This is a genomic window from Neobacillus niacini, assembly GCF_048572935.1.
Lineage (GTDB): Bacteria > Bacillota > Bacilli > Bacillales > Cytobacillaceae > Neobacillus > Neobacillus niacini.
Genome location: NZ_CP183883.1, coordinates 3,948,266 through 3,960,948 on the forward strand (window position 1 = coordinate 3,948,266; position 12,683 = coordinate 3,960,948).

Below are 12,683 nucleotides of genomic sequence, written 5' to 3' on the forward strand. Positions count from 1 at the left end.
AAATTTATTTATCTTGGTAACAGGTCTAGTCCCTGATATATCTTTGTTCTGATTGTTTCAGGATTTGTAATTTCAACTAATGGAATATCTCTTGAAACGGCTTTTTGTATACCCCAATATCGTTTTTGTGCTTTTTCTATCGGCACGCTTGTCCAAAGACCATTCTCTTCATTGATATTAAACAAATTATTGTACCTAAAAGGACCATAGAATATCCAGTGATCTGAAATGGATGGCATTTTGGTCCATTTTGAATAATCAAAAGTGTATCTTGTTAGAGAGATTGTCGGATAGTCATTGGATTCTAAATCGATCTCCAATCCAAATAAGGAGCCAGATTTCAATTCTAATTCTCCTGGAACATCAGGATCTGTTTCCAATTGATATAATTTAATAAAATTAGTTGGTAACCACCCAGTTGGATCAGTATCTGATTTCCAGCGTAAAAATCTCGGTGTAAGAGAGATAAATCCTTCTTCTTCACCAATTCTATCTAACTCCACAAACAAGCTATCTAAGTTTTTATATGTTTCTAGTAAAACATTTACTGCATTGTTAATATTTTGCCCTAGATTATTGGTTACTAAACACATAGTAATCCTCCTCGTATATGTTTTGGTTTGACCAATTATAGTTATGTAATTTTGTAATAGTTGCATTAAAACAATAGAAATCATATTTTTCCACCGTTTTAGAATGAATATCTGTTGAGAGTCCCTTGTATCTCGAAAACCCTTTTTTAAGTAAGAGATTTCGTAAATCATTGATGATCATTTGTTGACCTGGATCTAGAGAAACAGAATCAATTTCCCGTAGTGAATCGAGAACGTCCTCCCAGCATAAAAATCCAAGAAACACACCAGGGGCAATTATAGAACGTGACTGTATTGAATGCATTACCTCCCGCATTATTTTAAATGGAGCTAAAAAAATTAAATATGGTGTTTTATCATGGGAGATATCCTTCAACATCCTTGAATAACGTGCTAACTGATTACAGCTATCCTCATACTCCAAACCTACTTCGGTCTTTTCATCCTCTGAGGAAATGCCGCTTAAATATTTAATCTCTATTCCAATGTTGATCGTACCAAGTGGGATAAGCAAATCAATTTCTCCTTCTTCATGGCGGTACCAAAACTGCATGTCTGTCAAATAACCATTTTCTAAATGTATACGATTCATCCAATCTTGAGAAATCTCTTTTACATTAAATCTAACTGGTAGAAGGATTGGTTTCATCCCTATTTCAAAGGGAAGGTAACGCATAATACCAAAAAAGTCACCTGTTAATTTATCTTCAGACCGTTCTAGGTTATTGCTCTCAGCAGAAATTTTATTATGCAATTCTGCGATCAACTGACACACCTCCATAACAGTAAAATTTCTCTAACTACTTTTCTTCTATACTAATAAGCGATTATTCCAAAGGGTAACGACAATATCCATCTGGGAATTGTGTGCCTTAACTTCACCCCCAACCACTTTGTCCCAAAGTTGGTTCACATCATGGACCAATGATGGATCTTTCTTAATTAGTGCTACTGCCCTAATCCCATATTCTTTGTTTTTTGTAGACTTCAAATGATAATTACCTGCAGCTACTCCTTTTATGCATCCCTCTTCAAATAACCCTAAAAATGTACTTCTTGGGCACCCTTTTAATTGACTGGATGTCCCCTTCCCGAAGATGTCAGTCGTAGCTTGATTCCATGCCTCCCTTGGTGTTACCAAAGGATTAGTGCTTAATAATGAGACTGCTTCGATAGCAGATTGTCCATATTTCCCCATGGAAACTTCCACCTTTTCCACCAATTTAATTTGCATTCTTATTCGTGCTTTATAGGCTTTTAAATTACTTGACTTAACTAAACCGATATATCATCCTTTGATTCATCTGTTAGGTTAAAGTCTTTTTCCATTATAGTAAGTACTATTTCATAGGCTTCGTACTGACCTATTAGGTATCTTCTATTTGAATGGCCCACTTCTCTTTTGACCTTCTCTTTTGTATGATCTTGGAAAATTTTAATTAAATGATATAAATTTTCTATCTTATCTTTTTTATAGGTTTTTGCCATACAACCATCTCCTTCAGTTTTGTAATCAATAAAAATGTGTTCTATTTGCTTCATCTATTAAATTCAATGCAAAAGAGAGATTTTCCCCAACATAGCAATACGTTACTCCCCCAGCATGAAGAGATTTACGTTCGTGATCAGTAAGTTTCCAAACTTTGCTTTTAAATTCATCCAAGTGTGAAAGTCCATCCAAATTTACATAATTAAGTTCCAGATATATCCTAGAATTATTATCAAATGCTATTTTGCCAATACGGGCATTACTTCTCTTGCCGTTCGGAAGTAAGAGAATCCAGCCTTAATTTCTTCTCATTAATAGATGCAAACCGATAAGTAATTTATTATCCTCTCTGTCTGACTATAAAGTTGTGACGAAACAATTGTAATCTGATGTGTGTCATTCAACTTATTTGGTAAACTATCTTCGAATATTTTTAATATTTAATCATATGAAAGATTCTGAACCCTGGAAGCATAATCTAATGCATAGGCAACTACTTCTCGAGGTGTTTTATTTTTCTTTAATTCAATAATATGTAGTTTTCCATCTCCATCTATAGCGAGCATTTCAAAATATTTACCATACTCAGTTTGAACTTGCCTACCAATTAATAAAAGACCATTAGAAGAAATGAAAATCTTTCTACATTTTACCTTCTAATATTATTTCTGATTCAATAACAGAGAATTCCACTTTTTTTATACCTTCATTAATCTTCCATATCCCAACTTCATAAGCTTTTAATCACAATTCTATATTATTTAATTTATTAAAGAGAAAAAACTATCATTTTTAACACTTAATGTTGTAGTATAATATTACCATAATTTTCTAGAAGAAAGGTGAGCAATGTTGTCAAATACTAAATCTTTAACACACGATGCCATAATGAAAGCTTTAGATTGGTCTTATGATAAAGCAATTAATGGGGGTGTCCCTGGAATTGATACCGCTTTAGAGTTAGCTGATAGTTATTTGCAAAAAAATGGTACATTAGATGAAAAAATTAAAAATTTAATACTATGGCAAAACACCAAAAGTGCTACTAGTGGATTTTTAACAGGTTTGGGAGGACTTATTACATTACCTTTTGCTGTTCCCGCAAATATTACGAGCGTTATTTTAGTTCAAATGAGAATGGTTGCAGCCATTGCCCATATGGGTGGTTATGATGTAAAAGATGACCAGGTTAAATCTTTTGTTTATGCCTGTTTAGCTGGAAATGGAGCTAAAGATATTCTTAAAAATGCAGGCGTTCAGATAGGAAAAAAACTTGCAGTAACCGGTATTAAAAAAATTCCTTTCGAAGTAATAAAAAAAATCAACCAAGCTGTAGGCTTTCGTTTACTAACAAAGTTTGGAGAAAAAGGAGTCATAAATTTAGGTAAGATGGTGCCTTTAGCAGGAGGAATTATTGGCGGTACCGTAGATGCAGTTGCTACAAATACTATAGGAAATGTTGCTTACAAGGTGTTTATTCGAGAGCAAAACGCTAAAAGAAATGATGAACCTGTAATTATTGATATGTTATAGCATTACATTAGTAGGTCTGTTTTAAATAAGTTGGAGGATCTATAATGATTAATCTTCTCAATATTATTTGTACTACATACATAAACCCTTTGCTAAAATAGCAAAGGGTTATCTTTTATCCAGGTCTGGTTTCTTATTTCATGTCCATCTTGTTTAGACATAAAGGAGCTGGTGTATTAACTTAAATATCTAGGAACTTTATCCTACCTCCATCGCAGGTATTATAAACTATTGATATCAAATTTTAATAAAAAAACTTGGAGTGGTTGTATTAGGAATTGTAATGATGTATTTTTCCGAAAGATAATGAAATGATTACTTTCTCATTCTCCACGAATTCCCTTCCTATTTAGTAGACGATTTAACCCTTAAATAATTTCTAGGCAATTAATGTAATAGCGAAAAATCAAGTATTAAATTTAATTATTAGATACGCCCTCTGGTTATTCATATTTAAATATTAAAGATACATGAATAATTAATTCTTAGAAAGAATCTCATTAAAGGCAATGATAACCTCGATTTCCGATTGTATCTTTAGAATATACTCATAATCTAACTTCATCCTTTTTTGTATTTCCTCGGGAGCATTTTCGATATTTTTTTTATTTTCCTTTAACTGTTCCAAGGTATTTTCTTCCTCTGAAGCCTGCTTTTCTGAATTGTCCCATATCTTAACCACATCAATTGCATCGGAAACGACCATTTTAATGTTTTGTTTTTGATAAATTAATGTAGCGAATGTATCAAAAGTATCTATCGATTCATTAGTTAATTTCTCTAAGTCCCCAATTAAATATATATAGTTTGTAGTTAACTCTTTATTGATTTCATGTAGTACTACTATATTCTTTGTTTTATCGTATTCATCACGTAAAGTTATAATTTTGTTTATTGAACTGTTTAATTTCTTACTTAATTCCAAAAATTCATTTAATTCTTTTATGTTAGTTATGATTTCACTAATAGTTGCTGAAAGATCTCCTATAGGACTAACTTCGGAAACCTTTTTTACCATCTCTAACTTACTTAAATACTTTGCCTTATCTGTAATATTTTTGATTGCTTCAATATCCTCAAAATAAGGATCTAATTTTTCATTAAACCAATTCGTTTGTTCGAGTAAAAGTTCAGAAGTAACCTGGTAATATTCATAGTTTTTTGCTAACTTATCAAGTTCCAATTCTAAATCTCTAATAGATTCTTTTTTCTTGTTTAACAACTCTTCTTGAGATACATCATTTGTTCGTTTATTTGTTTCCCCCTTAGCTTCAATTGTCGTCCCTAGTAAAAATAATGTTACTAGGCAAATTGGCAAATATGTAAACAATATTTTTTTCCTTGTTTTCTCTCCCCACATTAATGTCCATTTAGGTTTAATTAAACCGCTTATACCTAACACAAAAGAAAGTATAGACACAATCGCTAGTATAATAATATCTATCACTGTTTCTTTCCTCCTAAAAAAATGATGAAAAAATTCTGCTAATCTATAGAACAGAAGTAAAATAATCTGAAGACTATTATCATTCTAGTATATTTGTTTGATATGATAACTTTTACAATAAACCCGGTAATTAAGTTTGGACTTTTTCTATATGGGTCTATCATCATCGATTTGTCAGATTGTGACGCAGTATCTTTTTAAGTGACTGATGTAACCTTCTTTTCTGGTTCCGGTTCCTTATATGCAGTCAAATGAAAATCCAACTTTTCATATACTTGGGTAAGCCATCCCCCCAGTTTAACGCTGCCACTAACAATCTTTTTGCCTCGCTAGAAGATCCATAATTCAGTTCATGAACAGCCTTATTCCCTATAAACCGCATGGAATCTAACATTTCATAAACTTCAGGAGTAATAATTCCTTCCTTTAAAAGGAGGTCAATTCGTTCCTTTTGACTCATTCTATAGGGTTCATACAAACTTTCAAAAAGAAATATTTGTTTGACTACTTACTCACCAAATAATCGTAACTTAATGAGTGCCGCATTAGGATCTGTTTGAACGGACTTTTCCGCTTGGCGAGCAACCTCATATAATTCACGCCATTTTTTTGATAGAAAAATAAAATTACTTCCCATTTTTGCCCACACTTTCTATTAATAATCATAGTCGCATAGCAACTTAATAAATAATAACCATGACTTTAGATTCACACTACTCCTTTCATTCGCCACAAAATGACAAAATTCCTTCTTAATCCACAGTCTTTAACCTTCTGGTATTCAAACTTATCAAACTTTCCATTTTTCTTTACAGGAAATTATGTCATAATATGGGTAATATTAGTATAATAATACTAGTTTTGAGGATGATAGTATATTTGTTAAAAAGCTTTTGTCCAGAAGAGTATGGAGATTATTTTAGGAGGCAGATGAATTATCTGGAATGGACGATGATAGAGATACTGGGCGGCTTTATTCAGCAATTTAGTAACAAAAAAGGCACCCATAAACATTGTTGTTTCAACATTTGTGAGTAATTAATCGTTTTAACCAGGAACTATTACCTTTACCCTTCTGAATCCACCAACAAATTAGAGTTTTAACTCATGCCGACTTCAATCCTAATTTCTTTTGATCCTTCAAATTGTTATAATAAAGTCATTGTATATTCTGCTAAAGGGGGGGGACTTCTTGAACTATATGAAGGATTTCATTATTCTAATTTTACTTATCATTATTGCACTTTTATTAAACTTTAAAGTATTTAATCTTAGCTTAGGTGAAGGAGATTTTATAGCTTTTGCTGGAACTATTATAGGTGCAATAATAACAATTTTTGCTATTCAAACTACCATAAAAATTCACTCTGAACAAACTCAACAACAATTAGATCAAATGAGAATTGAATCTGAACGTATAGAGAAGGAAAATCAACGAATTAGAAAAGAACGTTATATGGAAAAGGCACCAATATATATAAAAAGTTTAGAAGAAATAGAACAGGAAATTAATAAACTATTAAAATTTGAGGGTGAGTATAAAACTGAACATTTTGTTTTATCAGAATTTAAATTATCGCAATTTTACTCTTCAAAATTAATAGAAGTAGACGGTGTAACTTACGGTATTTTAATGCGACTAACACAGTATTTTGACGATCCGCGGTACAAAGCGTATGAGGAGTGGGCTGATCGAAAAGTAACTATTACTGCTTATCTAAATTCCCTTCGCGATCATAAAAAGATCTTAATTAATAATTTGGTCAATTACTCAAAAGAGGAAATTGAAGAAATAATAAAATAAAAATAAGTCGTATAATTTCTCGAATTAGAAAAATGATGGTTACATAAATTAATCGTAGGACTTTATCTGCTAAATAAAATAAACGAAGCAGAAGTTTTAATTCCTGCGTTGTCAATTTACTCTAAGATTATAGTAAACTCTAAATCATTAAACCTTTTATTGTCAGTTGCACCTGCAGTTGCTTTATTAATTTCAGATAAATTATTCCCTACATGATGGTATCTTGTATCTAAAATTGTCATGCCAAGAGTGAGATGTTTTTTTGTTTCAACACCTACTTTCGCTCGAATTGAGGAGATTAAAGTGTCATTAATGGCAGCAGCAATTGCCATAGAATCTATGAGACACTTTACGATTCAAATCCTCTATTCGTTACAAACTCTATCATGTTTACTAGAAAGGCAGAATTCTTAGTTATCAGATTTTTAAAACCTTTTTAATCCGATTAGAAATGTTGACATCAAAATGAGTCGCAATAACTATTCCAATTGCTTCTTGTATTAAACACAATCTCAGCACCTTTTGTTGCAATCACCAAGTCAATACCGTAGAGTATAGTCATATTTTGCTTAAATAGATAATTTAATTATGACTCCTTTTAAATGAACATGGTAAATGGGATTCCCCGTTGCATTAAAAGCAGTAGTTCAATGGGGGACTGTACCCATTAATCTCTTATCATAAAAATACAAATATCTTTAATCTTTAATTACATGATTTAGTCTATGGTTAATCTTTTCATGGCTTTTGTTCCTTTCCTTTTGATTGTCTACACATGTTTTCATGTCCTCATGTTCAGGATCATTTACATCTGCCATAATTCGTAGATACTCCTCATATCCCCCTTCTCCTCCTACATCCTCAGGCGGTCTCTCTCCAATTATGCCAATCAAAAACGGTTTGAATAATATTATGTAGATGTCTAAAGGAATAAGTATAAGGTACTAAACCCTGGCGCAAAATTACATGACCTTCTAAATTGATTTTTATTTTCAGTTGATACATGTCGATTTCAAGAACATTTTCTATAGCTTCATGATCCTTCTGACCAAAATTAGGCCGAGGCATTTGAGCATTTATTCAATCGAATAGTACCCTGATTTGTTCGAATACCTTGTTTTATTATTCATCAAAACAATCAATATTGACAAAATTACATACCATGCCATGAAACTAATAGGGCTGCTCATTCCCTTTTGGAGAATTCAGCTCACTATTCTTTTTTCCAAGCTGATTATGCAAGGATATCGTAGATTGGATTAAATTTTTTCATCTTCTCATTTTTTGATTTCTTCATCCATTAATATTTATAATACAACAAAAAAAGAGTGCTAAAACCTTTGAAGCTTTTGCACTCCATTTGGAATATTATGTTTATTTTCTCCTCAAGAATGGAACAACTTCCTTTTCAACAGTCTTCTCAAAATTGATCTATGCCAAAATCGACTCAATTTTTTCAATAACCTCACTCGTAAGTCAATTTCAACGGCTTTGACATTTTCTTCTACTTGTCTTGGTCTACTTGCACCAATTAATGCGTTAGAACATTGGGCTGACGTAAGTTCCATGCTAAAGCAAGGCTAGGTAGAGTAATTTCTAATTCTTTGGAGATCTTCTCTAACTGCTCTACCTTCGTAAAGGTAGCCTGTTACAATTCCCTGAGCGAGAGGAGAAAAGACCACATGTCCGATCCCATGTTTTGAACTCACCGGAATAATTCCCTTTTCAATATAGCAATTTAACATGGACTATTTCTACAATTATGAATTACTGCAGGATTTGATATGACCTTGTCCACTATAAATCAAGAAAATAAATCCGGTTTTTCTTTTAGTAAGTGATTCAGCAAGTCTGTCATTTTCACTGTGTCACACACCCTTACTGTTGCGTCCCCAAATTGTCCTTTGTACATAACTTGATTTTTCAGAAAAACATCTTCAACTCGATTGTATTTTTCAGAGGTATGACCCATATGTCTTCTTTGCGGTATCGAAATTTCCGTTTTATCCGGTAATATGGTGTAAAGCATTTCGTGATCATCGGTCAACCGACCTGGTATGTCAAGCCACTCCTCGACCCCATGAATATATGTACATCTTCGTAAATCGACTCCGATTAACAAGATGGTTGCCTTCTGATCAAGTAATTTCCCCCAACTTGATTCGCGTGCACAAGGTGTGTCGAAGTGTTCATTTCCTGCAATAAATTCATGTGCTCCTTTTCCTAAGGCAGCTACCGAATGCGTTGGATGCCATGAGCGAACAACACCCGGACGTTTTCGAAACAGTTCCGTTAGTAATCCCACACAAGATGGTGAGTCATTGACATAAAATCGAGGATTCTCCGCCTTAATATACGACCATGTATGGGTAGGAAAAACCAAAAGACCATTTTTCATATATTCTGTAAGTGCATCAAGGACAGTATCCGCACCACCATCTACTTGTCCAATACTTTTCATGGATGAATGAACAAGTAATGTTCCATTTTCGTCGATTCCCAATTCTTTAAGATGCTTTAATAAATCTTGTTTATTGTACATTCCAATCAACCTTTCAATCTTTAAATACCAAAAGAATACCATATTAGGAATATTTGTCTATGTTTACAGGAGATTTCAGGAAATAGAGATAGAATTCTTATATGAAAAATCTGAATTCATGTTCTACACATATGACCATATATTCAGCAAACTGAATCAATCCTATCAGTACAGAAATGTGACATTTCTGTATAATCCTCACTTATTGAGTGATAGGTTTGATTAATAGGAAATTAACAACTGTCTTGTCTTCAATCTTTCAAAAAAAGATGCCAGGTACCTCCCAATTTCTCGGGTGATACCTGGCAGAATCTCGTGAATTGCATCAAAGGACAGTTCAGGTACAAGCATATTTTGATTCACTCAATCCATTTAATCTACAAAAACGCCCCAACCGTCAGAGTAACCACCATGTGGTTTACTTAAACTATTTAATTGATTCTGTATTTTGATTAATTCATTATAATTTAATAACATTCTTTTAGAGCAACAACATGCCCACTCTTCGGTTTCGTCATCTTGTTCTAAGAAACAATTGAACCCTTCTTTCTTTAGCACTTGCGTTAACACTTCACCTGTTGCTTTATCAGGCACGGCAACAAAAAAATCCACTGATTGTTGTTTTTTAAAATCTAATCCATCTTTATATAGACTATGTAAAGCCTCTCCATCAGCATCATTTGGAAATTTCATTTGTTTTCCTCCATATTCTAGTACATCATTGTTTTTATTATAATTTACTTATATCTTTTCGACTAACCATAAAACTTATTATTCCAAAAGATATACTCCTATGTGTAATTACCCCATTAATAATAAACAAATAAATATATTGTTTTGTTTAAAACTGTCACATTACGTTCTTGGATCAGCACCTAGTATGCTGCCAATTGTTATCTATTAAAGCACTAAGATAGGATTTACTGTCGGAAAAATACTTATTTGAAATGATTTCATTCGAAATCACATAGGTTCCAAATAAATCTCCCTTTGTTATTTCAAAGTAATAGGTTTTAGGCATAATTAGACTTACTCTTCTCTTTATATCATCCCGAATGATTTCTATCCACTGATTATTTTGTTGATCTTTGCCTTCATGGTCCACAATCGTGGACCAGATGGTATAATCGCTTTTTATTATAACGAAGAGATCTTTTTTGTGAATTGCGGTAGGATTTATATGGGCCATAATTGGATCAGCGTATACAGCAGTAAAGCCGCCAATGCATTCTACTTTTTCTCTGCTTATGAATTCCTTAATCATTAACTTCCTCCTAAACCAATAAAATTTTCTTTGTTTATTTCTTTGTCTCATCCAACTATTTATACGATAAAAATTGGAAAAAGTTTCAATAAAAGGACTCTATCGCCTTGTTATCAAATCCATTTTGGTTTATAAGATGAAATCTCTTATATAGGTACGGATTTTTCCTTATATTTTAGAACGGAGCATTCACTCTATCGAAAACTTGATTTTCCATTTCCTCATAAATTCATAAGCTTTTATACCCATCCCGGAAGCAAGGGCTAAAATAGTAAATAGTAGATTTCTATTAATGGGTTTTCATTTTTTTTCTTCTAAAAAATCAAAATTATACTTGCCTGAGTTCTTCTTAAGAAGCTGATGCCTTTTTGGCGGGTCCAGATATAAGAGGAGAGGACTAGCTTGAATCCCTCTTTCCTTCGTGAGTCGTTTTAATTGATTGGCTGTTTGTAGTTTATTGTTAATAGCAGCTAATTTTGCGTCGACAAGCAGGAAATAACCGTTGCTCAATTCTACCTCGGTCTTGTTGCCGATTGCTTTAGTGTTGACAATATGGTCGGGATTAAACCAGATGCAGTCTTGATTTTGAGGTGATTTGCTCGGAAAAAGGCAAACGCTTTGATAGGGATTTACAATAATTGGACACATAACCGTCTTATTAAGAATGTATTTTGCTCCGGCTATTGCTCCCCGTAAATCAAAGCCTATGTATTTTAATGTATCGTCTAATAAACATAGTGGCGGTCTGTCCACCAGTAAAGTCGTTTTTTCTAACATGATTCTGGAACACAGCTTTCCATTTTGATCATATTCACCCATGACAAGGATCACTTTCTTATCAATATAGAAATTTTTAATTATAATTGTACTCCACTCCTTAATTAAAAGATGTATGCGGTTCCCCACAAATCTACTAAACGCTAACTAGGACTTTTTTGCTGCAGACTATATTAAACAAAATTCGTCTTAATTCGGATGAGTTTTGACAAAGATGCGACATTTTTTTATGAATTGCTTACTTTCATGTCCTCCGAGGACAATAAAATCCTTTATTCATTTGGTTGCAACCAATCCCAGTTTGGCTCTATGCCATCTATAAAAGAATGTGATATAAGGGTTGGAGTCCCCACTGCAGATACCTTATCCAAATAGAATGTCTTGAAATAGTTCTTTAAAATGCCATAAAAGTAGGCGATTGGATTTTTTACAAGATGGGTCCTTTTTATTTTACCTATCAGTTGTCTAAAGGCATGAATGGAGATATCTAGTATCTCTTCTGTATCATTCGTACACTCAAAGCGAAAAGCAGTAATTTGCACCATATGCCAATATTCTTCGATGGTTTTTGCATCGCTGAAAAAGCATTTTACCAGGTGGACAAAAGGTTGTGGTACTCTGCTGCTTACATAGGAATAATCTAATGTTGACGGTTCTTCGTAACGTTTATTTATCTTTTGATTATTTGTTTTTAAAAGATTACTAGTTTTATATTGGTGGTTCATTTTTTCCTCCTTGGGTAGTTCATTCGATGGAAAACGATTAAACTGATATAAATTGCTAGACTGCGAACCGTTTTTCCTTTCTGTTTCAAAGACTGTAATAATCCCCAATTCCTTTGCTTTCAAAATCATTCGTTTAAAGGTAGACCTGGATATCCCATTATCATCATATTGTGCATGAATGGATTTTAAGATGGTTCCGATTTTGGCATTGCATACGCCGGGAACTTTGGCTGCAAATCGCACGAGCCTTTTTAATCCGACCAGCTCTCCCTTAGTAAAATCATGCTTGTGTTCTAATAACCACATTTCGGTATGCTGATTAAATTCCTGAAGCGAACTAAATTGAGAAAACTGCTTAAATTCTTCTGTATTCCTCGATTTTATACTCATGATTACAAACTCCCTCTCATCACCATGTTTTCGTTTTCCTTCGTGAGATTTTTACGTGAAAGCTCACGGCCGGCACTTCTACAGTAACGAGATTGGCTGAGTAAATCGAATTGCCCAAT

The 12,683-nt window shown here is 33.1% G+C and carries 17 protein-coding genes and 1 pseudogene; 2 read left to right on the top strand and 16 right to left on the bottom strand.

Annotated features, from left to right (window positions below; genetic code table 11):
- Window positions 1–8: 8 nt before the first annotated feature.
- The 4 genes from ACN6MT_RS19460 to ACN6MT_RS19475 form a co-directional block, all read right to left on the bottom strand.
- On the bottom strand, window positions 9–593 hold the full coding sequence (locus ACN6MT_RS19460) for a hypothetical protein (RefSeq protein ID WP_419887607.1): 585 nt from the start codon (window positions 591–593) through the stop codon (window positions 9–11).
- Window positions 574–1,359, bottom strand: a complete 786-nt coding sequence (locus ACN6MT_RS19465; protein WP_419887608.1) for a hypothetical protein — start codon at window positions 1,357–1,359, stop codon at window positions 574–576. Before ACN6MT_RS19465 ends, ACN6MT_RS19460 begins: the two co-directional genes overlap by 20 nt.
- 45 nt (window positions 1,360–1,404) lie before the next feature.
- Window positions 1,405–1,791 carry a DUF6979 family protein gene (locus ACN6MT_RS19470; RefSeq protein ID WP_419887609.1) on the bottom strand — a complete coding sequence of 129 codons (387 nt, stop codon included), beginning with the start codon at window positions 1,789–1,791 and terminating at the stop codon, window positions 1,405–1,407.
- A 77-nt stretch (window positions 1,792–1,868) separates the two neighbouring features.
- Window positions 1,869–2,081, bottom strand: a complete 213-nt coding sequence (locus ACN6MT_RS19475) for a hypothetical protein (protein ID WP_419887610.1) — start codon at window positions 2,079–2,081, stop codon at window positions 1,869–1,871.
- 850 nt (window positions 2,082–2,931) lie between these two features.
- On the opposite strand from ACN6MT_RS19475, the gene ACN6MT_RS19480 reads away from it, so the two are divergent.
- Window positions 2,932–3,615, top strand: a complete 684-nt coding sequence (locus tag ACN6MT_RS19480; protein ID WP_419887611.1) for an EcsC family protein — start codon at window positions 2,932–2,934, stop codon at window positions 3,613–3,615.
- Between the two features lie 478 nt (window positions 3,616–4,093).
- Here ACN6MT_RS19480 and ACN6MT_RS19485 read toward each other — a convergent pair whose 3' ends face one another.
- The 3 genes from ACN6MT_RS19485 to ACN6MT_RS19495 form a co-directional block, all read right to left on the bottom strand.
- Window positions 4,094–5,062, bottom strand: a complete 969-nt coding sequence (locus ACN6MT_RS19485) for a hypothetical protein (protein ID WP_419887612.1) — start codon at window positions 5,060–5,062, stop codon at window positions 4,094–4,096.
- A 247-nt stretch (window positions 5,063–5,309) separates the two neighbouring features.
- A complete protein-coding gene (locus ACN6MT_RS19490; protein ID WP_419887613.1) occupies window positions 5,310–5,522 on the bottom strand; it encodes a DUF4145 domain-containing protein in 213 nt (70 codons plus the stop codon).
- A 48-nt stretch (window positions 5,523–5,570) separates the two neighbouring features.
- Entirely contained in the window at window positions 5,571–5,699 is a 129-nt protein-coding gene (locus ACN6MT_RS19495; protein ID WP_419887614.1) for a hypothetical protein, read from the bottom strand.
- Window positions 5,700–6,254: 555 nt separating this feature from the next.
- On the opposite strand from ACN6MT_RS19495, the gene ACN6MT_RS19500 reads away from it, so the two are divergent.
- Window positions 6,255–6,866: a hypothetical protein gene (locus ACN6MT_RS19500; RefSeq protein ID WP_419887615.1), complete on the top strand. Its 612-nt coding sequence runs from the start codon at window positions 6,255–6,257 to the stop codon at window positions 6,864–6,866.
- Window positions 6,867–6,982: 116 nt separating this feature from the next.
- Here the strand turns inward: ACN6MT_RS19500 and ACN6MT_RS19505 are convergent, their stop codons facing one another.
- From ACN6MT_RS19505 to ACN6MT_RS19545, 9 genes and pseudogenes are all read right to left on the bottom strand, one after another.
- Window positions 6,983–7,198 carry a hypothetical protein gene (locus ACN6MT_RS19505; RefSeq protein WP_419887616.1) on the bottom strand — a complete coding sequence of 72 codons (216 nt, stop codon included), beginning with the start codon at window positions 7,196–7,198 and terminating at the stop codon, window positions 6,983–6,985.
- Window positions 7,199–7,564: 366 nt separating this feature from the next.
- Window positions 7,565–7,759 carry an IS1096 element passenger TnpR family protein gene (locus ACN6MT_RS19510; RefSeq protein ID WP_419887617.1) on the bottom strand — a complete coding sequence of 65 codons (195 nt, stop codon included), beginning with the start codon at window positions 7,757–7,759 and terminating at the stop codon, window positions 7,565–7,567.
- The gene (locus ACN6MT_RS19515; protein ID WP_419887618.1) at window positions 7,728–7,934 is read right to left on the bottom strand and encodes an IS1096 element passenger TnpR family protein; all 207 of its coding nucleotides are present in this window, start codon (window positions 7,932–7,934) and stop codon (window positions 7,728–7,730) included. Before ACN6MT_RS19515 ends, ACN6MT_RS19510 begins: the two co-directional genes overlap by 32 nt.
- Window positions 7,935–8,297: 363 nt before the next feature.
- A pseudogene (locus ACN6MT_RS19520) lies at window positions 8,298–8,614 on the bottom strand (aldo/keto reductase); the annotation flags it as partial.
- A gap of 56 nt (window positions 8,615–8,670) precedes the next feature.
- Window positions 8,671–9,408 (bottom strand): AAC(3) family N-acetyltransferase, encoded by a 738-nt coding sequence (locus ACN6MT_RS19525; protein WP_419887619.1) that lies wholly within the window; start codon window positions 9,406–9,408, stop codon window positions 8,671–8,673.
- Window positions 9,409–9,780: 372 nt separating this feature from the next.
- Window positions 9,781–10,101 (bottom strand): ribonuclease E inhibitor RraB, encoded by a 321-nt coding sequence (locus tag ACN6MT_RS19530; RefSeq protein ID WP_419887620.1) that lies wholly within the window; start codon window positions 10,099–10,101, stop codon window positions 9,781–9,783.
- 175 nt (window positions 10,102–10,276) lie between these two features.
- Window positions 10,277–10,672: a hypothetical protein gene (locus ACN6MT_RS19535; protein WP_419887621.1), complete on the bottom strand. Its 396-nt coding sequence runs from the start codon at window positions 10,670–10,672 to the stop codon at window positions 10,277–10,279.
- A 300-nt stretch (window positions 10,673–10,972) separates the two neighbouring features.
- Window positions 10,973–11,491, bottom strand: coding sequence for a competence protein ComK (locus ACN6MT_RS19540; RefSeq protein WP_419887622.1), 519 nt, complete (start codon window positions 11,489–11,491; stop codon window positions 10,973–10,975).
- 230 nt (window positions 11,492–11,721) lie between these two features.
- Window positions 11,722–12,564 carry a hypothetical protein gene (locus ACN6MT_RS19545; protein ID WP_419887623.1) on the bottom strand — a complete coding sequence of 281 codons (843 nt, stop codon included), beginning with the start codon at window positions 12,562–12,564 and terminating at the stop codon, window positions 11,722–11,724.
- Window positions 12,565–12,683 lie beyond the last annotated feature (119 nt).

Bases quoted from the DNA above. Each gene is read 5' to 3' on its own strand.
- ACN6MT_RS19530 (WP_419887620.1), bottom strand. From the start codon at position 10,101: ATGAAATTTCCAAATGATGCTGATGGAGAGGCTTTACATAGTCTATAT.
- ACN6MT_RS19535 (WP_419887621.1), bottom strand. From the start codon at position 10,672: ATGATTAAGGAATTCATAAGCAGAGAAAAAGTAGAATGCATTGGCGGC.
- ACN6MT_RS19545 (WP_419887623.1), bottom strand. From the start codon at position 12,564: ATGAGTATAAAATCGAGGAATACAGAAGAATTTAAGCAGTTTTCTCAA.
- ACN6MT_RS19525 (WP_419887619.1), bottom strand. From the start codon at position 9,408: ATGTACAATAAACAAGATTTATTAAAGCATCTTAAAGAATTGGGAATC.
- ACN6MT_RS19505 (WP_419887616.1), bottom strand. From the start codon at position 7,198: ATGGCAATTGCTGCTGCCATTAATGACACTTTAATCTCCTCAATTCGA.
- ACN6MT_RS19490 (WP_419887613.1), bottom strand. From the start codon at position 5,522: ATGAGTCAAAAGGAACGAATTGACCTCCTTTTAAAGGAAGGAATTATT.
- ACN6MT_RS19480 (WP_419887611.1), top strand. From the start codon at position 2,932: ATGTTGTCAAATACTAAATCTTTAACACACGATGCCATAATGAAAGCT.
- ACN6MT_RS19515 (WP_419887618.1), bottom strand. From the start codon at position 7,934: ATGCCTCGGCCTAATTTTGGTCAGAAGGATCATGAAGCTATAGAAAAT.
- ACN6MT_RS19460 (WP_419887607.1), bottom strand. From the start codon at position 593: ATGTGTTTAGTAACCAATAATCTAGGGCAAAATATTAACAATGCAGTA.
- ACN6MT_RS19475 (WP_419887610.1), bottom strand. From the start codon at position 2,081: ATGGCAAAAACCTATAAAAAAGATAAGATAGAAAATTTATATCATTTA.
- ACN6MT_RS19470 (WP_419887609.1), bottom strand. From the start codon at position 1,791: ATGGGGAAATATGGACAATCTGCTATCGAAGCAGTCTCATTATTAAGC.
- ACN6MT_RS19540 (WP_419887622.1), bottom strand. From the start codon at position 11,491: ATGGGTGAATATGATCAAAATGGAAAGCTGTGTTCCAGAATCATGTTA.
- ACN6MT_RS19495 (WP_419887614.1), bottom strand. From the start codon at position 5,699: ATGGGAAGTAATTTTATTTTTCTATCAAAAAAATGGCGTGAATTATAT.